General features: G+C 31.1%; 15 protein-coding genes. 12 read left to right on the top strand and 3 right to left on the bottom strand.

The features are described 5' to 3' along the window. Positions 1–37 precede the first annotated feature (37 nt). The 7 genes from nrfD (at position 38) to gcvH (ending at position 16,040) form a co-directional block, all read left to right on the top strand. Positions 38–1,654, top strand: coding sequence for an NrfD/PsrC family molybdoenzyme membrane anchor subunit (nrfD, locus tag JEY78_RS02775; RefSeq protein ID WP_291846592.1), 1,617 nt, complete (start codon positions 38–40; stop codon positions 1,652–1,654). Between the two features lie 18 nt (positions 1,655–1,672). After that, positions 1,673–4,570 (top strand): molybdopterin-dependent oxidoreductase, encoded by a 2,898-nt coding sequence (locus JEY78_RS02770; protein ID WP_291846590.1) that lies wholly within the window; start codon positions 1,673–1,675, stop codon positions 4,568–4,570. Between the two features lie 45 nt (positions 4,571–4,615). Continuing rightward, positions 4,616–5,542 (top strand): tRNA epoxyqueuosine(34) reductase QueG, encoded by a 927-nt coding sequence (gene queG / locus JEY78_RS02765; protein ID WP_291846589.1) that lies wholly within the window; start codon positions 4,616–4,618, stop codon positions 5,540–5,542. A 138-nt stretch (positions 5,543–5,680) separates the two neighbouring features. Then, entirely contained in the window at positions 5,681–7,981 is a 2,301-nt protein-coding gene (locus tag JEY78_RS02760; protein ID WP_291846588.1) for an NADP-dependent malic enzyme, read from the top strand. A 15-nt stretch (positions 7,982–7,996) separates the two neighbouring features. Continuing rightward, entirely contained in the window at positions 7,997–8,578 is a 582-nt protein-coding gene (gene ruvA / locus JEY78_RS02755; protein ID WP_291846587.1) for a Holliday junction branch migration protein RuvA, read from the top strand. A 3-nt stretch (positions 8,579–8,581) separates the two neighbouring features. Beyond that, positions 8,582–15,634, top strand: coding sequence for a cell surface protein SprA (sprA, locus tag JEY78_RS02750; RefSeq protein ID WP_291846586.1), 7,053 nt, complete (start codon positions 8,582–8,584; stop codon positions 15,632–15,634). Between the two features lie 28 nt (positions 15,635–15,662). After that, a complete protein-coding gene (gene gcvH / locus JEY78_RS02745; RefSeq protein ID WP_291846585.1) occupies positions 15,663–16,040 on the top strand; it encodes a glycine cleavage system protein GcvH in 378 nt (125 codons plus the stop codon). Here gcvH and JEY78_RS02740 read toward each other — a convergent pair. Then, the gene (locus JEY78_RS02740; protein WP_291846583.1) at positions 16,029–16,229 is read right to left on the bottom strand and encodes a hypothetical protein; all 201 of its coding nucleotides are present in this window, start codon (positions 16,227–16,229) and stop codon (positions 16,029–16,031) included. The genes gcvH and JEY78_RS02740 overlap by 12 nt on opposite strands. Here JEY78_RS02740 and JEY78_RS15760 point away from each other — a divergent pair. From JEY78_RS15760 to JEY78_RS02720, 5 genes are all read left to right on the top strand, one after another. Continuing rightward, positions 16,177–16,398: a VanZ family protein gene (locus tag JEY78_RS15760; protein WP_367158764.1), complete on the top strand. Its 222-nt coding sequence runs from the start codon at positions 16,177–16,179 to the stop codon at positions 16,396–16,398. The genes JEY78_RS02740 and JEY78_RS15760 overlap by 53 nt on opposite strands. A gap of 62 nt (positions 16,399–16,460) precedes the next feature. After that, entirely contained in the window at positions 16,461–17,180 is a 720-nt protein-coding gene (locus JEY78_RS02735) for an energy transducer TonB (protein ID WP_291846581.1), read from the top strand. Positions 17,181–17,308: 128 nt separating this feature from the next. Beyond that, positions 17,309–19,303 carry a PKD domain-containing protein gene (locus JEY78_RS02730; protein ID WP_291846579.1) on the top strand — a complete coding sequence of 665 codons (1,995 nt, stop codon included), beginning with the start codon at positions 17,309–17,311 and terminating at the stop codon, positions 19,301–19,303. Between the two features lie 8 nt (positions 19,304–19,311). Then, complete coding sequence (locus tag JEY78_RS02725) at positions 19,312–21,981, top strand: CHAT domain-containing protein (protein ID WP_291846577.1); 2,670 nt, start codon at positions 19,312–19,314, stop codon at positions 21,979–21,981. 56 nt (positions 21,982–22,037) lie between these two features. Then, the gene (locus tag JEY78_RS02720) at positions 22,038–22,490 is read left to right on the top strand and encodes a retropepsin-like aspartic protease (protein ID WP_291846575.1); all 453 of its coding nucleotides are present in this window, start codon (positions 22,038–22,040) and stop codon (positions 22,488–22,490) included. Here the strand turns inward: JEY78_RS02720 and JEY78_RS02715 are convergent. Together JEY78_RS02715 and odhB are read right to left on the bottom strand one after the other, a co-directional pair. Then, on the bottom strand, positions 22,487–23,227 hold the full coding sequence (locus JEY78_RS02715) for a transporter (protein WP_291846573.1): 741 nt from the start codon (positions 23,225–23,227) through the stop codon (positions 22,487–22,489). The two genes, JEY78_RS02720 and JEY78_RS02715, sit on opposite strands and share 4 nt — an antisense overlap. 135 nt (positions 23,228–23,362) lie before the next feature. Further along, positions 23,363–24,574, bottom strand: a complete 1,212-nt coding sequence (odhB, locus tag JEY78_RS02710) for a 2-oxoglutarate dehydrogenase complex dihydrolipoyllysine-residue succinyltransferase (RefSeq protein ID WP_291846571.1) — start codon at positions 24,572–24,574, stop codon at positions 23,363–23,365. Between the last annotated feature and the right edge of the window lie 52 nt (positions 24,575–24,626).

The following is a 24,626-nucleotide window of genomic DNA, read 5'->3' as shown; positions in this document are numbered from 1 at the left end:
AAACTAACTTTGATAGGATTCCAAATATATTTTAAAAATGAAGTATGGTTTTATAATAGATAACCGAAAGTGTATAGGTTGTCATGCTTGTACAACTGCTTGTAAATCAGAACACGATGTTGCTATTGGTGTAAACAGAACGTATGTAAAGCAAGTTGAAAAGGGAGAATTCCCCGATACACGAAGAATTTTTTCAGTAATGCGTTGCAACCATTGTACAGATGCACCTTGTGTAGAAATTTGTCCGGTTGAAGCGTTGTATACGCGTGAAGACGGCATTGTAGATTTTGATAACAACCGTTGTATTGGTTGTAAATCTTGTATGCAAGCATGTCCTTATGATGCCTTGTATATTGATCCAGATAATAACACAGCGGCTAAATGTAATTATTGCGCACATAGAGTTGATGTAGGTAGAGAACCAGCTTGTGTTACTGTTTGCCCGGAACATGCAATTATTGCGGGTGATATGCACAATCCAACAACGGAGATTTCTCAATTATTAGCGCGTCAGGCAGTAAAAGTTCGTAAGCCAGAAAAAGGAACCAATCCTAATCTGTTCTATATAGATGCGGATGATGCCAGTTTAATTCCGGAAGCTACAGATAAATCTGGACCAAGTTTGTGGAATTCGCAAGCGCGTGGAGTTGGTCATTTTGCAAAAGCTGCTGAAAAAATGATACATACAAATGGAGATGTAGATTTATTACAAATGGTTATAGATAATGATATTCAGGCTGCTTATCAGAGAAAAGATACTGAAAACCCTAATTATATTGACGTGTTAACTGGAAAGGCGCGAAGAGTATATGATACGCCAGATAAAGGAATACTTTGGGGCTGGGAAGTTTCTGCTTATGTTTTTACAAAAGCAATTGCGGCAGGTGCATTTTTAATTCCATTTTTAGCAATTATTTTAGGGTATGAAGTTTCTTCTACAGCTAAATTATGGTCTGCTGGAATTTCATTAACATTTTTAGCGTTAACAGGATTATTCTTGGTGATGGATTTAGATAGACCAGACCGTTTTTTAAACGTTTTATTGCGTCCACAATGGAATTCTTGGTTGGTAAAAGGTGGTTACACAATTACAATTTTCGGATTGTTAGTAACCATTTGGGGAGCAATTACATTTTTTGAAATTGAAACTGGAGAAACTGCATTACTTTGGATTACGGCAATTTTTGCTATTTTATTAGCAGTATACACAGCCTTTTTATTTGCACAAGCTAAAGGACGCGATTTTTGGCAAAGTCCAACATTACCTTTACATATGTTAGTTCATAGCGTTATGGCCGGAGCATCAATTTTTGTGTTGGCAGGTTTAATTTTTGGTCAAGAAAATTGGATGAGCATATTAACAAATATATTGGTAATTGCATTAGTAGTTAACTTATTTACATTAATATCAGAATTAACAATTACACACCCAACAACAGCTGCAAAAACAGTAGTGAAAATGATTACAAAAGGAAGGTATAAAAACTTATTTTGGGTTGTAACAGTAATGGTAGGTAATATAATTCCACTAATATTTTTATTAGTTGGCAACACATTTCCTTTATTAGTTGGATCAGCAGTATTAGTTTTAATAGGAATTATTGCAACGGAGAAAATTTGGGTGGAAGCACCACAAAGAATTCCTTTAGCTTAATTTAAAATACAGAAAGTCATGGGATACAAAAAACCATCATTTATAGAAAATATTGCAGAGAAAATTGGATTAATCCCAAATCTGCACAAAGAAGGATATCAAGAGTTTGATAAAGATATGCGTCATTTTACCGATGAAGAAGTTGCTAAAATGTACGAGAATTTTCCTCCGCCAGAAAAATGGGACAATTGGGTAGAATACAATCCAAAAGTTTGGCCGAGAAAAGAGAAAAAAACCTATCAAATAGTTCCAACAACGTGTTTTAATTGTGAAAGCGCTTGTGGTTTAACTGCTTTTATTGATAAGGAAACACAAGAAGTTAAAAAGTTTGAAGGGAATCCTTATCACCCAGGAAGTAGAGGTAGAAACTGCGCCAAAGGTCCGGCAACCATTAATCAAATAACAGATCCAGATCGTATTTTATTTCCTTTAAAAAGAAAAGGAAAACGTGGTGATGGTGAATGGGAACGTGTTTCTTGGGATGAAGTTTTAGATACTTTTGCTGATAGAATTAGAAAAGCCATAAAAGAAGATAGACATAATGAAATAGCCTACCACGTTGGAAGACCAGGGCACGAAAAATTTATGAACTGGATTTTACAAGGTTGGGGAATAGATGGACATAATTCACACACAAATATTTGTTCTTCTGGAGCACGTTTTGGGTATAATTTATGGTATGGATATGATCGTCCTTCACCAGATCACGCCGAAGCAAAATTTATTTTATTAGTTTCTGCACATTTAGAATCGGGACATTATTTTAATCCGCATGCACAACGCATTATTGAAGGAAAAATGAAAGGAGCTAAATTAGCCACCATGGATCCTCGTTTATCCAACACAGCAAGTATGTCCGATTATTGGTTGCCATCTTATCCGGGAACTGAAGCAGCTGTTTTGTTAGCAATGGCATTAATTATTTTAAAAGAAGGATTATACAATAGAAATTATTTAGAAAACTGGACTAACTGGAAGGCTTATTTAAAAGCAATGCATAGTGATAAAGAGGTCACTTTTGAGAATTATATTGCCGCAATGATTGATGAATATAAGGAATTTACACCAGAATATGCCGAAAGTGAATCAGGTGTAAAAGCAGATATGATTGTTGAAATTGCACATAAAATTGGTGAAGCTGGTGAGCGATTTGCATCGCACAACTGGCGTGCAGCAGGCGCATCAAATTTAGGTGGTTGGGCAGTTGCACGTTGTTTACATTTTTTAACTGTATTAACAGGAGCAGTTGGTGCTAAAGGAGGTACATCTCCAAATAGCTGGAATAAATTTGCACCAACGCAACCAAATAAACCGCAACCTCAAAAAAAATGGAATGAATTGCATTTTCCAAAAGAATATCCGTTAGCATTTTTTGAAATGAGCCAGTTATTACCTCATTTTTTAAAAGAAGGTAGAGGTAAAATGGATGTATATTTTTCAAGAGTTTTCAACCCAGTTTGGACCTATCCAGATGGTTTTACGTGGATGGAAATGTTTATGGACGAAAGTAAATTTGGATTGCACGCAGCATTAACTCCAACTTGGAATGAAACGGCTTTTCACGCAGATTTTGTGTTGCCAATGGGATTGGCTTCAGAACGTCACGACATCAATTCTTACGCAACACACGGTGGAACTTGGGTAGCATTCCGTCAACCAGTTTTAAGAGAAGCAGCCAGAAGAAATGGAAAACCAGTAGAATATACATATCAGGCAAATCCAGGTGAAGTTTGGGAAGAAGATGAATTTTGGATTGCCTTAAGTTGGAAAATTGATCCGGATGGAAGTATGGGAATTCGTAAACATTTTGAATCACCGTATCGCCCAGGAGAAAAAATTACCATTGATGAGTATTATCAATATTTATTTGAAAGAGTAAAAGGATTGCCGGAAGCTGCTAAAAAAGAAGGAATTACAGAATTGCAGTACATGCAAAAGTACGGAGCTTTTGAAATTGAAAAAGGAGAATCTTACAAAAAGAATGAAACATTATTAACCGAAGAGCAATTAAAAGGTTCTATAGTTGATAAGGATTCCGATGTGATTTTTAAAGATGGAAAAGAGATTGGAGTTATGATTAACGGAAAAGCAATGGTTGGTTTTCCAACACCATCACGGAAAAATGAATTTTATTCACAAACTATGGTAGATTGGAAATGGCCAGAATATGCTATTCCAAAATATATAAAGAGCCATATTCATAATGATAATTTAGATAAATCGAAAGGAGAATATGTGTTAGTGCCAACATTTAGGTTGCCAACTTTAATTCATTCAAGATCAGGAAATGCAAAATGGTTGGTTGAAATTTCAAACAGAAATCCAATTTGGATGCATCCAGATGATGCCAAAAAATGGGGATTCCAAACAGGTGATTTGGTAAAAATGAATACGGATATTGGTTATTTCATTGATAAAGTTTGGGTAACTCAAAGCATGAAGCCTGGAGTTGTAGCTTGTTCCCATCATATTGGACGATGGAGAAGACCGCAAGATAAAATAGGAAATCGTTGGGCAACCAACACGGTAAAAATTCAAAGTAATGGTGAAGGTGGATGGAAAATGAACACTATTTCAGGAATTCATCCTTTTGATTCTAGTGATAAAGATTCTAAACGTATTTTCTGGAAAGATGGTGGCGTACATCAAAATATTACACATGCAGTTCATCCAGATCCAATTAGTGGAATGCATTGCTGGCATCAACGTGTGCGAATTGAAAAACCAAAACCCGAAGATAAGTATGGTGATATTTTTGTAGATACCAACAAATCTCACGAAATTTATAAAGAATGGTTAGCAATGACTCGTCCAGCGCCTGGTCCAAACGGAGAACGCAGACCTTTATGGTTTAACAGAGCTTTTACGCCAGATAAATCTCCGGGTGGTTGTTATTACATTCCAAAAGAAGAATAATAAAAAAAATCCCGCAATTGCGGGATTTTTTTAGCTTTGTATTACATGAAAAATCTTCAAACATATGCAGTTTTAATAAAGCAAGAAGCTAAGCGATTAGGTTTTGAAAGTTGTGGTATTGCAAAAGCAGATTTTTTAGAAGAAGAAGCTTACAACTTAGAAAATTGGTTAAAAAATGGTTTCCATGGAAAAATGAAATATATGGAAAACTATTTTGATAAACGACTAGATCCACGTTTGTTGGTTGATGATGCCAAATCCGTAATTAGTTTATCATACAACTATTTTCCAAAAGAACTTCAAAATAATGACACGTATAAAATTGCAAAATATGCGTATGGTGAAGATTATCATCATATTATAAAAGCTAAATTAAAAGAACTGACTTTTTTTATTGAAAATTTAATAGGACAAGTAAATGGCAGAGCTTTTGTAGATTCAGCGCCAGTTTTAGAACGCGCTTGGGCAGAAAAAGGAGGTTTAGGGTGGCGCGGAAAAAACTCCTTATTACTTCAAAAAAATAAAGGTTCATTTTTCTTTTTAGCTGAACTTATTTTTGATGCGGAGTTAGCTTATGATAATCCGTTTATAACAAACCATTGCGGAACTTGCACTAAATGTCTTGATGCTTGTCCTACACAAGCAATATTACCAAACAACACCATTGACGGTAGTAAATGCATTTCGTATTTTACTATTGAATTAAAAGATGAAATTCCAACTTCAATGAAGGGGAAATTTGAAGATTGGATGTTTGGGTGTGATATTTGCCAAGATGTTTGTCCGTGGAATCGTTTTTCAACACCACATTCCGAAGAAAAATTTATTCCTCATACCAATGTACTGCAAATGAATAAAAGAGATTGGCAAGAGATTTCTGAAGAAGTTTTTCAAGATATTTTTAAAAAATCAGCCGTAAAACGCACAAAATATGCTGGTTTAGTTAGAAATTTGTTATTTCTTAAAAAATAAAGAATTCATAACAAAATTCATATTACTTTATTAATGTGCTACAATTGTTACAAGAAACTTTATGAAATATGATTTAAAACAGTTTCTTATGGTATAAAATTTATAAATTTGATTTTTATAAATTAAACATATAATTACATGAGTAATTCAAAAATAAAGAGCGAAGCGTTATTGTATCATCAATTTCCAACTCCAGGTAAAATACAAGTAGTACCTACAAAAAAACATGCTACTCAAAAAGATTTATCCTTAGCATATTCTCCAGGTGTTGCCGAGCCTTGTTTAGCAATTGAGAAAAATCCAGAGGATGCCTATAAATATACATCTAAAGGTAATTTAGTTGCAGTTATTTCAAACGGAACAGCGGTTTTAGGTTTGGGTGATATTGGTGCACTGGCTGGAAAACCAGTAATGGAAGGTAAAGGGTTGTTATTCAAAATTTTTGCTGACATAGATGTTTTTGATATTGAAGTTGATACAAAAGATGTTGAACAATTTATTCAAACGGTAAAAAATATTGCGCCAACTTTTGGAGGTATTAATTTAGAAGATATTAAAGCTCCCGAAGCGTTTGAAATTGAACGTAGGTTAAAAGAGGAATTAGACATTCCTGTAATGCATGATGACCAACATGGAACTGCTATTATTTCTGCAGCAGCTTTAAAAAATGCAGTTGAAATTGCAGAAAAAGATATTGCAAAAGTTAAAATAGTTATTAATGGGGCAGGTGCAGCTGCAATTTCTTGTTCAAGACTGTATTTAGCGCTTGGAGCAGATAGAAATAACATGGTTATGTGCGATAGCAAAGGTGTTATTAGAAAAGATGCAGAAACTTTAACGGAGCAAAAAGCCGAGTTTGCAACGGATAGAGATTTACATACGTTGGAAGATGCTGTGAAAAATGCGGATGTTTTTATAGGTCTTTCAGTAGCCGATGTTTTTACACCAAAAATGTTATTAACTATGGCAAATGATCCAATTGTATTTGCAATGGCAAATCCAAACCCTGAAATTGAATATGATGTGGCAGTAGCTACAAGAAAAGATGTAATTATGGCAACGGGCCGATCAGACCATCCTAATCAAGTAAATAATGTACTTGGATTTCCATTTATTTTTAGAGGCGCTTTAGATGTTAGAGCAACCAAAATTAATGAAGAAATGAAAATAGCGGCAGTTCATGCATTGGCCAATTTAGCAAAAGAACCAGTTCCTGAACAAGTGAATATAACCTATGGTGAAAAACATATTCAATTTGGTAGAGAATATATAATTCCAAAACCTTTTGATCATCGTTTAATTATTGAAGTTCCGCCAGCTGTTGCAAAAGCAGCTATGGAAACAGGAGTTGCAAAACAACCAATTACAGATTGGGAAGCTTATAAAGATGCATTAGCTGATAGGTTAGGGACAAGTAGTAAATTAATGCGTATGCTAACTTCAAGAGCAAAAGCAAATCCTAAAAGTGTTGTTTTTGCTGAAGCCGATCATTTAAACGTGTTAAAAGCAGCTCAAATTGTACTTGAAGATGGTATTGGGAAACCAATATTATTGGGTGATAAAGAAATTATAAAAGAATTAATGCGCGAATTAAATTTTGAAGCGGATGTTCAAATTATAGATCCTAAATCAGATGAAGAAAAAGAACGAAGAAATCGTTTTGCTCAAATATATTGGGAAAAACGCAAGAGAAAAGGTATTTCTTTATTAGATGCAAGTAAATGGATGCGAGAACGTAATTATTTTGCAGCTATGATGGTTAATGAAGGTGAAGCTGATGCGCTTGTAACAGGTTATTCTAGAAGTTATCCTACAGTTGCTAAGCCAATTATTGAATTAATTGGAAAAGCTGATGGCGTTGAAAAAGTGTCAGCCACAAATATAATGATGACAGCTAGAGGGCCAATGTTTTTTTCAGATACCGCCTTTAATGTGAATCCATCTGAAGAAGATTTGGTTCAAATTTCTAGAATGACTCATAGAGTTATGAAAATATTTGGTATTGAACCAAATTTAGCAATGTTGTCCTATTCAAATTTTGGATCGGCAAAGTTTGAAGCGCCTACAAAAAGTTCAAAAGCCGTTGCGTATTTGCATAAACACTATCCAGAAATATGTATTGATGGTGAGATTCAAGCAGATTTTGCTTTGGATACAGAAGCAAGAGATGAGAAATTTCCATTTACAAAACTTCATAATAAAAAAGTAAACGGATTAATTTTTCCGGATTTAAATTCAGCAAATATTAGTTATAAATTAATAAGACGTTTAAATAATATTGATACCATTGGTCCAGTAGTTATGGGTTTAAAAAAACCTGTACACATTCTTCAATTAGGATGTAGTGTTGATGAAATTGTGAATATGGTTTGTGTAGCTGTTGTGGATGCGCAAGAAAATTCAAAAAAACAAGATTATTTTACTACATTTGAAGGATAACTGAAATAGTAAAATATGATTACCCATATTAGAGGTAAATTAATTGAAAAAAACCCAACAAATGCAATAATAGAAGCCAATGGTGTAGGCTATTGGCTTAATATTTCATTAAATACATATTCTCAAATACCTGAGCAAGAATCTATTTTTTTGTATACACACTTGTCTGTAAAAGAAGATTCTCATACGTTATATGGTTTCATTTCAAAAATTGAAAGAGAAATATTTAGGTTGTTAATTTCGGTATCAGGAGTTGGTCCAAGTATTGCTCGAACCATGTTATCATCCATGACAACTGATGAAATTCAGCGTGCAATAGCCTCAGGAAATGTAGGAGTTATTCAATCTGTTAAAGGAATTGGTGCAAAAACAGCTCAAAGAGTGTTGGTTGATTTAAGAGATAAAATTTCAAACACTTTTGCTATTGATGAAGTTTCAGTAAATGAAAGCAATACTAATAAAAATGAAGCGTTATCTGCTTTAGAAGTATTAGGTTTTAATAAAAAACAAGCAGAAAAAGTATTAGATAAAATTTTGATTGAAGATAAAGCTGCAACTGTAGAAGTTTTAATAAAAAAAGCGCTAAAAAATTTATAAAAATTGAAGAAAAGATCATCTATTTTAAAACAATATATGTTCCTTTTTTTATTGTTTGTTTTTCATACAATAATTAAAGCGCAAACAACACCCCCAATAGTAAAAGCTAATGATACATTGTCTGTGTCTAAAGAGTCTGACTCATTAAAGCTGAAATATCCATTTAAAAACGATCAAACAGGAAACTTATTTTTATCAGATATCTCTAAAACAGAAATTATATATGATACTGAATTAAAGAAGTATATTATAATTGAAAAAATAGGAGATTACCAAATAAAGCGTCCGATATATATGACTCCAGAGGAGTATGAAAAGTATAAGCTTAAAAAGGATATACTTACTTATTATAAAAATAAAGTGAGCGCTACAAATAGTAAAAAAGAAGGAAGTATAGATGCGCAAAAGAATTTATTACCTACCTATTATGTGAAATCAGATTTTTTTGAATCACTTTTTGGAGGAAATACAATAGAAGTAAACCCTCAAGGTTCGGTTTTAGTTAAAATGGGAATGTTATACCAGAAAGTTGATAACCCTCAACTGTCTGAGCGTAATAGAAGTAGTTTTACTTTTGATTTTAATCAGGAAATTAGCGCTAGCATTCAAGCTAAAGTAGGAACAAGATTAAAAGTGGGTGCACAATATGATACGCAGTCTACCTTTAATTTTCAAAATCAAATAAAGTTAGAGTATACGCCAACAGAAGATGATATTCTTCAAAAAATAGAAGTAGGAAATGTTAGTATGCCTATTAAAAACTCACTAATTGTTGGTGCGCAAAGTTTATTTGGTGTTAAAACACAACTTCAATTTGGTAAAACTACTGTAACTGGTGTTTTTGCAGAACAAAAATCACAATCTCGTTCCGTTGCCGCGCAAGGAGGTTCAACCATTGAAGAATTTGAATTACAAGCTACTGATTATGATGAGAATCGTCACTTTTTTATTGCTCAATATTTTAAAGATAATTACAATAAAGCCTTAAAAGAATACCCATTAATAAATAGCTCAGTTAATATTACAAAAATTGAAGTTTGGGTAACCAACAGGAATGCTACCACTATTGATGTTAGAAATATTGTAGCCTTATCTGATATTGGAGAAGCTGATGCAGCAAATATTGGACCCGCAAATGTTATTCCTAATTCAGGTTCAAATTACCCTTCAAATAGTGCCAACAATATTGTTGATATTTTAACTTTAGATAATGCTGTAAGAAAAATTTCAACGGTTGGGAATGGACTATCCCCATTTTCAATGCAACAAGGGCGTGACTATTCGGTATTAGAAAATGCTATTAAATTAAGACCTGATGAGTTTACATTACATCCTCAATTAGGGTTTATTTCATTAAATAGAAGATTAGCTGATTCTGATGTATTAGCCGTAGCATTTGAATATACAATTAGTGGAGATCCAAAAGTATATAAAGTTGGAGAATTTACGAGTGATGGAATTATAGCGCCAGAAAATATTGTAGTAAAGCTATTAAGAAGTGAAATTATAAGCACAAAAATTCCAATGTGGAATTTAATGATGAAAAACATCTATTCTCTGCAAACGTTTAGAATGCAACAAGAAGGATTTAGGCTAGAATTACTATATGCTGATGACGCAACAGGAGTCCCAATAAATATTTTACAAAACGCACAAACCACTGGAGTAGCCGATAAAACCTTATTAAATTTATTTGATATTGATAAACTTGATCAAAGTCAATTTGTAACTCCTGAAGGAGATGGTTATTTTGATTATGTTGAGGGAGCAACAGTAAACTCAGAGAAAGGATATATTATTTTCCCTACAGTTCAGCCTTTTGGTAAAGATTTAGAAACGAAACTTACAAATGCATCAGATGCTGATTACATTTTTAAAGAGTTATATGAAATTACACAATCTGAGGCCAAAAATAATTACCAACAAAAAGATAAATATTTATTAAAAGGATATCATAAATCAGAAAGTGCTAATGGAATACCTTTAGGAGCATTTAATGTTCCTCAAGGATCAGTTAGAGTTACAAGTGGAGGTAGAGAATTGGTTGAAGGAGTGGATTATGTAGTGGATTATCAGATGGGAAGAGTACAAATTGTAAATCCAAGTTTAGAAGCATCCAATGCGCCAATTCAAGTTTCTGTTGAGAATAATGCCGCATTTAATTTACAAACAAAACGTTTTTTTGGAGTTGACATTGAGCATAAATTTTCTAATAAATTTGTTGCTGGTGCTACATTATTAAATTTAAATGAAAAACCAATCACTCAAAAGGCGTTATTTAATCAAGAACCAATAAACAATACAATTTTTGGTTTAAATGCAAATTACGGAACAGAAGTACCTTTTTTAACAAAGTTAGTAAATAAGCTGCCAAATATTGATACAGATGTAATGTCTAATATTTCAGTTAGAGGTGATTTTGCATATTTAAAACCAGGTTCACCAAAACGAATAGAACAAGATGGTGAAGCAACATCATATGTAGATGATTTTGAAGGTTCCCAAATTCCTTTAGAAATTAAATCTATTCAACAATGGCATATGGCAAGCACACCGCAATATCAAACAAATTTTAATTTTGGAGGGAGTGCGTCAGATTTATCTTATGGTTATAAAAGAGCTAGATTAGCTTGGTATATTATTGATCCTTTATTTTATGGCGGTTCATCATTAAAACCTAGTAATATAAATAACACAGACATTTCAAGGGCTGAAGTTAGAAGGATTAGATATGAAGAATTGTTTCCAGAACAGGATTTAGATTTAACTCAATCTACTGTTGTTAGAACTTTAGATTTGGCATACTACCCAAATGAACGAGGTAGCTATAATTTTGACACTAATAATGTAGGTGCTGATGGAAAATTTACAGATCCTCAAGATAGATGGGGTGGTATTACAAGAGCATTAACAACTACTAATTTTGAGCAATCAAATGTAGAGTATATTCAATTTTGGTTAATGGATCCGTATGATCATTATTCCATAACAAATGATGAGGGTTTGCCAGTTGGAATTAATCCAAATGACCCAACTAATCAAGTTGGAGAAGTGTATTTTAACTTAGGAAACATTTCTGAAGATGTTTTAAAAGATGGTAGAAAAATGTATGAAAATGGATTGCCAGTAGATCCATTAAATACAAGTAATATAGATGCAACTATTTGGGGTAAAATTCCTACAAACCAATCTTTATTATATGCTTTTAGCGATAAAGACAGTGAAAGATTAAGTCAAGATGTTGGTTTTGATGGCTTAAATGATGAGGAAGAAATTGCACAATTTGGAAGTTCATTTGGACCAGACCCTGCAAATGACAACTACTCTTATTTTAGAAGTTCAGATTATGATAATTCAGATGCATCAATATTAACTAGATATAAAAAATTCAATAATACACAAGGTAATTCACCAACCAACAATTTATCTACGGAAAGTTATCCAACTTCAGCAACTACTTTTCCAGATGTGGAAGATATAGATAAAGATCAAACAATGAATTCAGTTGAAAGTTACTATCAATATAAAGTTTCATTAAATAAAAATGATTTAGTTGTTGGGCAAAATAATATTGTTGATGAGAAACGTGTTAGTGTTAAGTTAGAAGATGGTAGCGAAAAAGAATTCAGATGGTTACAATTTAGAATTCAAGTAAGCACTCCTGATGAGATTGTTAATGACATAACGGGTTTTAATTCAATTCGATTTATGCGAATTTTTCTAACAAAATTTAAAATGCCAGTAGTTTTGCGTTTTGGAGAATTACAGTTAGTTAGAGGAGATTGGAGACGTTACACTAAAACATTAGATGAAACTATAACTCCACCACAAGATTTATCCAATACAGATTTACAAAATTTTGAAGTTGGGGTTGTTAATATTCAGGAAAATGAAGATAAAACTCCTATTCCTTATGTTTTACCTCCTGGAATTGAAAGAGAAATTTTAAGAGGTAGTGCAACACTTCAAAAACAAAATGAGCAATCTTTAACACTAAAAGTTACTGATTTGGAACCTGAAGAAACAAGAGCAATTTTTAAGAATGTTCGTGTAGATTTAAGAATGTATAAACACTTAAAATTGTTTATTCATGCGGAAGGTGTTCAAACGAAGCCACAAGTTCAAGATAATGAAATAAAAGCGATTGTAAGAATTGGTAGTGATTTAAATGATAACTACTATCAATTAGAAAAATTAATTACCATTTCCAATTATGGTGTTTCAACAGCATTAGAAATTTGGCCTGAAGAAAATAATTTAGATGTATTTTTAGAGTATTTGGGAAAATTGAAATTATTGCGTTTTGATGAAGGTATTGCTCCAAATGAATTGTATCCTGCTTTTAATACTCCATCTCCAATTGAAGGGTTAGATGGTTATGAAATTAGAGTAAAAGGAAATCCAAATTTATCCAATATTAAAACAATTATGTTGGGAGTTAAAAACGTTTCAACATCCAATCAAAGTGCTGAAGTTTGGTTTAACGAAATGCGTGTTTCAGAATTTGATAATGAAGGAGGTTGGGCAGCTGTTCTTAGTGCGGATGCTAATTTAGCCGATTTTGCAAATGTTTCCGTAACAGGAAGAATGGAAACTAAAGGTTTTGGAGGAATAGAACAACGTGTAAATGAACGCAGCCAAGAAGATACGAAAAGTTATGATGTTGTAACCAACGTTAACTTGGGTCAAATGTTGCCAAAAAATTGGGGAATTAAATTACCATTAAGTTATAGTGTTTCTGAAGAAGTTAAAGATCCAAAATACGATCCTCAATATCAAGATGTATTGTTTGAAGAAGCAAAAGACATTAACCCAAATAGTGATAAAGCAAGAGATTTAACAAAACGAAGAAGTATAAGTTTAATTAATGTTAGAAAAGAATTTAATTCAGATTCAGAAAAACAAAAGCAATTCTATAATGTAGAAAATCTTTCATTATCATACGCTTATAATGAAACCTATCATAGAGATTATAACGTACAAAAATACTTAGATCAAAATGTGCGAACTTCAGCCAATTATAATTATAATTTTAAAGAATTTAGTTTAGAGCCATTTAAAAATTGGGAATCTGTAAATAGTAAATATTTAAAATTTATAAAGGACATAAATGTAAGTTTATTACCTTCTACCATTTCTGTAAGTTCAAATATTTTTAGAAGTTATAACGAACAATTATCAAGAAGTTTAATAGAAGGTTTACCTCAATTACCAACATTAAAACAACGCAATTTCTTATTTGATTGGGATTATAGCATAGGCTATAATTTAACAAAATCGTTGCAAGTTAGTTTTAGAGCTTCTAACAATTATATTTATGATGATTTTGATAGAACTGAAGATGTGCAATTGTTTGATAACTTCTTTTCAATAGGAAGGCCAGATCACTATCATCAAACTTTAAACGGTACCTATAAATTGCCTTTAGATAAAATACCATTTATGGATTTTGTAAAGGCCGATTATACCTATGCAGCAGATTTTGACTGGCAAGCATCTTCGCAATCATATATTGAAAAGGTTGGAAATGTCATTCAAAATGCAAATACTCAAACTTTAGGATTAGATATTGACTTTAATAAGTTTTACAAAACTATAGGGATAGATCAATTGTTCAATAAAAAAGGTGGTGTAGTAAATTCAAAGAATTTAAATGAACCATCAACACCAAGATCTAAAGCAAATAATGCTAAAAAAAGCAAAACATTAGGAGGTAAAATAGGACAAAGCTTTTATGGAATTTTAACTTCAGTTAAAAAAGCTAGAGTTAATTATACGGAGAACAATGGTACATATTTACCAGGGTATGTTCCTGAAATTGGTTTTTTAGGAAGAGATAATTATAATGGTAGTTTAGCTCCAACACTTGGCTTTGTTTTTGGAAGTCAAATTGATTTAAGGCAGAAAGCAATTGAAAACGGCTGGTTGTTATCTAGAAATATATATGATCCTTATTACAATAAAACCTATAGTTATACTCATTTTAATAAATTAGATTTAAATATTACAGTTGAGCCATTTAATGATTTAGACATAGATTTTAGAGGAAGTAAAACCTACACTAAAAATTCATCTCAACAATTAGATGTTGTAAATAATGTGTTAAACAATGATGCTCCAATTACTGAGTTTGGTAATTTCAGTATCAGCCATAACATGTTAAAAACGGCATTTAATAATAGCGATTCTAATTTTGAAGATTTTAAAGCAAATAGAGATATTATTGCCCAAAGATTAGCCACAAATTCAGGGCAGCCTATAGATGGCTTTGGAAGCACAAGCCAACAGGTTTCGCTACCGGCATTTATTGCAGCTTATTCAGGAATAGACGCTTCAAAAGTAAGTTTAAGTGCTTTTAAAGAAGTTCCAATTCCAGGTTGGCAACTAAATTATAAAGGGTTAATGAAAAATAAGTGGTTCAAAAAACAATTCAGAAGTTTTTCATTATCTCATAGCTATAATTCTTTATATTCCGTAACAAGCTTTAGTAATAATTTAGAATATAATGTTAGCAGCCCTTATGCTAATAAAGATATTGCTGGAAATTATTTTAACAAAACCTTATTTACAAATGTTAATTTGTTAGAAGAATTTTCTCCGCTTATTAAAGTAGATGTGAAAATGAAAAATTCATTTTCCTTTGCGGGTAGAATAAATAAAGATAGAGGGTTAACATTAAACTTTAACAACAATACAATTACACAAGTAAAAGGTATTGAATATATTCTTGGATTTGGATATAGAATTAAAGATTTGGCTATGAAGTTTAGGTTTGGAGGTGAATTAACAAAGCTAAAAGGAGATTTAGATTTACGAGCAGATATTTCTTTAAGAGATAATGAAACTATAATAAGAGCCATTGATGAAGATAATAACCAAGTTACTGGTGGGCAAAAATTATTATCGTTAAAATTCTTTGCAGATTACGCAATAAGTAATAATTTAACAGCCTCGTTTTACTTTGATCAAAGTTCATCGAGATATGCTATATCAACTACTTTTCCAAGGCAATCAGTTAGCTCAGGAATAAGCGTTAGATATATTTTAGGAAATTAAATAACCAATTATTAAATAAAAAATTATAATGAACGTTCCATCAAATTTAAAATATACAAAAGACCACGAATGGGTTAAGGTTGAAGGAGAAACTGCAACCATTGGAATTACAGATTTTGCACAAAGTGAATTAGGAGATATAGTATACGTAGATGTAGATACTTTGGATGAAACTGTAGAGAAAGACGAAGTTTTTGGCTCAGTAGAAGCTGTTAAAACTGTTTCAGATTTATTTATGCCTTTAACAGGTGAAGTTATTGAGTTTAATGAAGGCTTAGAAGATGAACCAGAAAAAGTAAACTCAGATCCTTACGGAGAAGGATGGATGATTAAAATTTCAATTGCAGACGCTTCTCAAATTGAAGATTTATTAAGCCCAGAAGCTTACAAAGAATTAATTGGATAGTAAATATTTATACATTGCTATTTTTTTAACTGTTGGAGTTGCAGTAGGGAGTTTAATTTCTTTAAATGGCCAGGCAATTCCAGCAGTTAAAATTTCCGATAAATTTATCCATACAACAGCATATTTTCTAATAAGTTTGAGTTGGTTGCTTACATTTAAGAAGAAATCTAAAGTTCTTAATATAAGCATCTTAATATTTTTAGCAATATTATTGTATGGCATAATTATTGAAGTGTTACAAAAGGTATTTACAACCTATAGGCAATTTGATTTATTCGATATTTTTGCCAATTTAATAGGAATAATACTAGCATTTATACTTTTTTTTGTTGTTTCAAAAAAAAACACTATTAAATAAAAATATACTTGCAATAGTTTCACGAAAATTATTAAATTAGCACACTATAAAATTTTTCACAGATGCAGATTAAAAAGAACCCAAAAGCAAACCTAGAAAACTACAGTAAGTTATTTATGCAGTTAGGCTTAGTTTTAGCACTACTTGTAGTTTATTTAGCTATAGAGAAAAAAACATATGATAGAGTTATTGCAGATTTAGGTCTTGCAACATACAATATTGAAGATGATGAACAAATTGTTGAAATTGAACAAGTAAAACCACCAGAGCAACAAGCTCCACCTCCACCAACTCCAGATAAAATTGAAGTTGTTGAAGATGAGAAGGAAGTTGAAGAAACAATTATTGAATCTACAGAAACTAATGAAAAAGAAGCTGTTCAAGTTAAACAAATTGTAGAGGTAGACGAGGAAGAAGATTTTATGGAAGACGTACCTTTCGCAATTATTGAGGACGTTCCAGTTTTTCCTGGTTGTAAAGGTTCTAAAGCACAATTAAAAGAGTGTTTACAAGAAAAAATCACCCAACATGTAAATAGAAAGTTTAATTCAGAATTAGCGTCAGATTTAGGTCTTACACCTGGTATTAAAAGAATATTTGTAATGTTTAAAATTGATAAAACAGGAAATATTACAGATGTTCAAGCACGTGCTCCTCATAAGAGATTGCAGGACGAGGCAATTAGAGTTGTAGAATCTTTACCTAAAATGATTCCGGGTAAACAAAGAGGAAGACCTGTAGGTGTAAAATATAGTTTGCCAATTGCTTTTAAAGTAGAGTAACAAATAAAAATTAATATTATAAAAGAGCTGTTTAAATTTAAACAGCTCTTTTTTTTTGTTTATATAAATTTTTTCAATGAAAATTCAGATTTAGAATCCTTTTTTTATATTTGTTAAAAACACTCTGTATGAAAATGATTAAAATCTTTGTTGCTTTATTTTTCATTGTCCAATTAATAAATGGACAGAATTCTAAAAATGATACGCTTAAAAGAAACGCAATCATAAAATCCGAGATTAAATCTAATAGCGTTAAGTTCACTCCAGAAGTACCAACACTTAATCAAATTGCAGGAGCTCCAAAAGCATTTTACACCTATTTTTGGGAATTTGGAGATGGAAATTACAGTAAACAAGAACAGCCAAAACACACCTACAAAAATAAAGGAACTTATAAAACAAAGTTATCTGTAACCAATAATTACGATGACGGAAAACCACCAACTACAAGACCTGTTGAAGTTTCAATTACTGAAGATAGCTTCATAACTTCCGATAACGAAAATCATCAATTAATTGCTTCGTATGAGGGTTTTAGAATTCAAACAAATAGAGACCCTGTTCCTGAAGAAGAAATGGAGTTTGTTGTTAGTTATGGAAATGAAAAAGAATACCCAATAAATGGAAAAATTTATGTATTTTTTAATGAAAAGAAATACAAAGCAAAAAACTTTGAATTGTTAGATGTTAGATTGTATAATAGTGAACAAGAAGTTTCAGATGAAATTATTGTAGATAATACGCGTTATGTTTCTAAAAATGAATTGATTAAAACAACAGGAATTTCAACGTTTATGGATGATAAATTAAATTCACTTGATACTTTACATCAAAATTTGCCTGCATCCGTTAAAAAAGCGAAAGATTATTACCGTGATTTTAAATTGTTTGATTTTGATAATTTACAGTCTAAAGAGGAGCGGAATATGTTTTTCACTTTTAAAACAACTCCTGATATGTTGAAAGATACCAGTGCTGTTATTACCATTAGAAGTATTTACGTGCCAGAAAGAGGGGCTGATTCTCATAAAATTAGGACAAAAGAAATGGAGATTGTAACCTCTCACGATCCCAATAAAATGGCGGTTTATGATACTCGATTAAATTATAGATTAGTACGTTTTAAGCGTTTAAAGTATAAAGTGCAATTTCAAAATGACGGCGAAGGGCCTGCACGTTTGGTAAAGCTTAATGTAGATATACCAAAAATGTTAGATAAATCTACTTTAGAGGTTTTGGATATGTATCCGAAATGTCCAATTTGTCCAGAACAAGAGGTGAATTATAGTTGTTTAGATACTATTATAAATAAAGATCAAATTTCATTTCAATTTAAAAATATTTACTTACCAGGAACTGCTCAAAAAGGAGTTCATGATAAAGATTCTACCAAAGGATTTGTAAAATACTCGTTGAAATTTGGAAAAGATTTTCATAAAGAAAATTCTAAAAGTAGCACAGAAATTATTTTCGATAAAAACGATCCAATAATAACAAATACTTCAACTTCTCGTTTTTCTCCTGGAATTTCTATAGGTGCAAAGGCGGGATATAATAGCTTTCCTGCGCTGAAAAATTCTAAATCATACTTTGTTGGTGCAACTATTTCACCTTATAAATCGTATAAAAAATATCTGCAGTCGGAAATTATGGTAGCGAATCACGATTACGATAAATTTAAAACTTCAGTTTCAGAAACTGGTCCAATAAATTTGGCAACAGGCGTTAAATATGACAATACATTGCTTGAAAGTGAAGTTAATTTAACGAATCAAAAAATTAATATTGATGTAGTTCCAATTTCTTTTCGATACAATTTTAATGGTGTAATTGCTGCGGGTGTTGGGCCACAAATTTCGTTTGATATTTCAAACAAACAAACCGGTACAATTTCTTCAAACTATTTTTATGTAATTAACGGTAGAAAAGGTGATCCAATTCAAGAATTAACGTCCATTGAAAAAGTTGATTCGTCAAGTTCATTTTCAGATATAAAATATGGAATTTTTGGCGATATAACTATTGGAGCTTCAAGAATTGGACCTAGTGTTGGTGCTCGATATATTTACAATTTTAACCAACCAAATTCACAAATTCACTTGTATGCAATTTGGAAACTATAAGTAGAAGTATGACTAAAAAATGCCTATTTTTTGGTGCAATTCTTTTTTGTGCTTCGCTTTTTTCGCAAACTTCAAAATTTGCCAAAGTTACAGATTCATTAAAAAATAAAGATAATTTAGCTGAATTCATATATATTCATTTAGATGAATTTGCTAAAAATCCAACTGTTGAAAATTTACCAATTTTTGAACAGCTTTCTACCAAACTTTGGCGAACTGCAAAAACTGAAAAAGAAAAAATTTCTCAACTCTATTTTTATATTAATTATGCGTATTATTTAAAGGAGCTTGGTTTTATAAATCAATCTATTATTTACTATGAAAAATCTTTCGATTTTTATAAAAAACAGCATATTAAAAACTATGATATTATTGAATTTTGTTTAAAACCATTGGCAAATAATTATACCAGAATTGGAGATGTAGATAGCGCAGAAGATGTGTTAAAAGTGACTATTGAAAAGGCTCAGGAAGAAAGCAAAGGCCATCAAATAATTGCAACATATTTAAATTTGGCTGCAGTTTTAAGAATAAAAGGAGCGTATGATTCTGCTATTGATTATTTGAATTTAGGTTTAAAAATAAGTTCAAATAACCTTGAAAAATCACGGTTGTATTCAGACTTAGCTATTAATTTTTTAATGAAGGATGCGTTTGAACAAGCAAAGAATTCCACTCAGATATCTAATAGTTTTAATACTTCAAAAGATGTAGCTATTTTAGCTAAAAATGCCAATACCTTAGGAAGTGTTTTTTTTAAGAAAAACGAACTCGATAATGCCTTAATTCAATTTAATATTGCTTTACAAAATGCTCAAATTGTGTATGGTAAAAATGATAGAGAAGTTGCTAAAATTTATAATCAAATAGCTCAGGTTTACGGTACTAAAAAGGATTACAAAAAGGCACAAGAAATATATCAGAAAGCATTAACGGTATTGCTTCCTAAGTATTCCCCCAAAGCTATTATTGAAAATCCTATTTCTGAATATTTTTATCCTGAAAACACGTTGAAAGATAGTTTTGATGGTAGAGCAAATTTATTTATTGAGATAGGTAGTTACCAAGAAGCTTTAAAAAATTACGAATTAGCCTTTTTGGTTGAAGATGAATTACGTTTGGTTTATACAAATCAGAATGCAAAGTTGTTACAACAGCAAGAGAATAGAAATAGAAGTGAAAAATGTATTGAATTATGCTATTTTTTATTTGAGCAAACAAAAAATACTAATTGGGTAGAAAAGGCATTTTTATACGCTGAAAAAACGAAAGCAACGGTATTAGTTGAGGCTAAAAATTTACTAACAAAAAAAAGTAACATTGGAAAAGACAGCTTGTTTGAAAAAGAAAATTTATTACTTTTTAAAAGAGCACAACTCAATAAAAATATTACCATTGAACAATTAAAAGAAACAAAAGCAGATATTGATATTTTGGCTAAATTAACGGAAGAGAGAAATGAAGTTTCAACGGATTTACAACTTTTAAATCAGGAAATTTTAAAAAAGTATCCTCATTTTAAATCTTTAAATTCTAAGATAACCTCTGTAAATGACATTCAACAAAAAGTACTCTTAAAAAATGACCTATTAGTAGAATTTTTTGATGGAAATTTCAACATGTATATTTTTTCAATTGAAAAAGATAGGCCAATTTCTATAATTAAAATTGAGAAAACAGTTAGTTTTACACAAGAAATTAATTTGTTTTTAAATTTCTTTTCAGATGGTAGAGGGAATACGATTCAAAATAATATAAAGGATTACACAACATTAGGTTTTAAATTGTATCAAAAACTATTTCATAATTTAGCTAATAAAAATACGATTATAATTCCTGATGGAATTATTTCATTTATTCCGTTTGATGCATTGATTACTGAAAAAACTTCAAGTACTAATTTTGAAAAATTGCCTTATTTTTTGCAAAAAAGTTGTATTACGTATGCATATTCTTCAACAATGTTGCTGAATGAAAAAAGCACTAATAATCTAAAAAGTGAAGTACTCGGATTCTTTCCGGTTTTTGAAAATAATCACAGAGGACTATCACAACTTACATATACTTTAATTGAGTCTTCAAGTATTAAACAACAATTAAATGGAAATTTTCTAGTTGGTTCCAATGCAACTAAACGAAATTTTGAAAAATTGGCTGAAAACTATCCAATTATTCACTTGTCAACGCACGCAACAGCAGGAGATTATTTTGAGCCACCAGCCATTGAATTTTATGATGAAACGTTGTATTTACCTGAAATTTATGGCTATAGTTTAAATTCAGATTTATTAGTTTTGAGTGCTTGTGAAACTGGTTTAGGAACTTTAAGAAAAGGTGAAGGAGCTATGAGTTTAGCGAGAGGATTTTCATATGCAGGTGTTAAAAATTTGATTGTTTCTTTATGGAAAGTGAATGATAAAGCGACTGAAATATTAATGGCTGATTTTTATAAACAGTATAGGAAAATAAATAATAAAGGCGAGGCTTTACATCTTTCTAAATTGAATTATTTAAATGATGATAGTATTGCATCAAATAAAAAATCACCCTATTATTGGGCAAGTTTTGTTTCTATTGGAGAGGTAAATTCTAACTATAATCCAGTGTATAGTTATTGGTGGATTATAGGTTTTGGTTTTATTTTAATAATAGCATATTTTCTTTTTAAAAAACCTTAGTTTTGGTGCTACTTTAATATTAAATATGTTAGAGAGAATAATTTATAAAAATTACAATGAAATTAAATAGAATTCTTATAAGAAAAGGGTACGCCACTATAAAACTTAAAAAAATTAATACTAACCATTTTGAATTAACAGCTATTTTAAATGGTGTTAAAGGACGGTTTATTTTAGATACTGGCGCATCAAACTCTTGTATAGATTTAGGATTGGCTGAAAAATTTAAATTACAAGTGGAAGATTCTGATACAAAAGCCGCAGGTGCTGGGGCAATTGGAATGGAAACCAAAATTTCATCTCAAAATCATATTCAAATAAAGGATTGGAAATACCAAAATTTTAATGTTGTTTTGTTTGATTTAACGCATGTGAATACCGCTTTAACCGAGCATAATGCAAAACCTGTTGATGGGATTATTGGCGCGGATATTTTAGAAAAAGGGAAAGCAATTATAGATTACAGTAGTAAATGTTTATACTTAAAAAAGTTAGTATATAAATTTTAACTTTTTTTGGTATTTATTACATAAGTTACAATTCCGCCTACATAAAACATATGATGATTTATTCCGTTTGCGACTGATAAATCAAATGCAAAATTATTAGAAAAATTGTATCCACCACCAATATTTAGGTTGTGTGAAATTAGTTTATGATTGGTAAAATCTCCAAAATTTTCAGCAAAAAAATGAATTTTATCTGAAAGTTTGTAGGTAAAATTTGCAATATAAAATCCAGATTTAGATGCGTCTGTTTCAATTGCGTAACCAAAATTATAATTAATTGATAATTTTTCTGAGAGTGTATTTGAAAAGTTTAAAGAACAAATTTTTCCTAATTTACTTAGTTTAAATTCAGAATCTGTTGGTAAAATGGCTCTAATCATAATGGAAGCCTCGGGAAAGCTGTTTTTTTCTTTCCATAAATTTATTGAAAAACCTGCCTGAATATCATCAAACTTATTTAAAGAATGTATTAAGTGATCGTTTTCCCATAATTCTTCTTTAATTATTGGTGTGTTTATTTGAAATTCAAATCCTTTTAATAAGCCAATTCTAAAAAGAGCACTTGGGATACTCCATGATTTCATTTCCATAGTCTCTTCTTTTTGAATGGTATACAATGATTCTATTTCAAATTGCAGGGTATTTTTGTTAATTGCTGCAGATGGTTCCACTGTTTGAGAAATAGCAGTGTAATTTATTGTAATTAGGACTATAAAAACGATGCTAAATTTATTCATACTAATCATTATGTAATTTAAGTTACAAAGCTATTTATAATTAGTCTAAATAAAAATGACATTTATCATGGAAAACAAAAAAGCCTAAACATTACGTTTAGGCCTTCCATTACTATCATAAAGTTTGGTTACACTTTATAATTCTAAAGCTTTTTTAGGATTGTTATCCATTAAAATTTCTATAGGATTTTCCAATGCTTCTTTTACAGCAACTAAAAACCCAACAGATTCTCTACCATCTATTATTCTGTGGTCATAAGATAAAGCAACATACATTATTGGTCTAATTACAACTTCGCCATTTAAAGCAACTGGTCTTTCAACAATATTGTGCATCCCTAAAATACCGCTTTGAGGAGGGTTTATAATTGGAGTAGATAACATAGATCCAAAAACACCACCATTGGTTATAGTAAATGTTCCTCCAGTCATTTCATCAATTGTTATTTGTCCATCACGTGCTCTAATAGCTAAACGTTTTACTTCATTTTCAACACCTCTAAAGGTTAAATTTTCAGCATTTCTAATTACAGGAACCATTAAGCCTTTTGGACCAGAAACGGCAATAGAAATATCTTGAAAATTGTGCGCTATTTTGTAATCTCCATCTAACATGGAATTTACGTCTGGGTACATTTTTAATGCTCTTACCACTGCCAATGTAAAGAAACTCATAAAGCCTAATCCAACATTGTGTTTTGCTTTAAATGCGTCTTTAAACTCGTTACGTAAATCAAAAATTGGTTTCATATCTACTTCGTTAAAAGTAGTTAACATTGCAGTATCATTTTTTACTGAAACTAAACGTTCTGCAACTTTTCTTCGAAGCATTGAAAGTTTTGTTTTTTCAGTATTTCTAGTTCCGCCAGTTGGTGTACCCATACTTGGCACAGCTTTTACTGCATCATCTTTTGTGATTCTTCCATCTTTTCCAGTTCCAATAACTTCAGAAGGTGTAATTCCTTTTTCAGCTAATACTTTTTTAGCCGCTGGAGAAGCGCTTCCGCTTGCATATGTTTTTTCAATAGGTGCTGAAGTAACTGATTTTTCAACTTTTGAAGTTTCTGTAATTATTTCTTCTTTTTTAGGAGCAGCACCTTCAGGTCTTTTTCCATCTAAATCAATTAAACAAACAACTGAACCTACAGCAACAGCATCACCTTCTGCTGCTTTAAGAGTGATAATTCCACTTTCTTCAGCAGGTAATTCTAAAGTAGCTTTATCTGAATCAACTTCAGCAATTGGTTGATCTTTTTCTACATAATCACCATCTTGAACTAGCCAAGCTGCAATTTCTACTTCCGTAATAGATTCTCCCGGAGAGGGAACTTTCATTTCTAAAATCATCTTATTTAATTTTTTATTTCAAATTCATTCTAAAAGAAAGGATTTGAATATG

Source organism: Lutibacter sp. (assembly GCF_016342705.1).
GTDB lineage: Bacteria > Bacteroidota > Bacteroidia > Flavobacteriales > Flavobacteriaceae > Lutibacter.
This window is presented reverse-complemented; position numbering and strand designations above follow the sequence as displayed.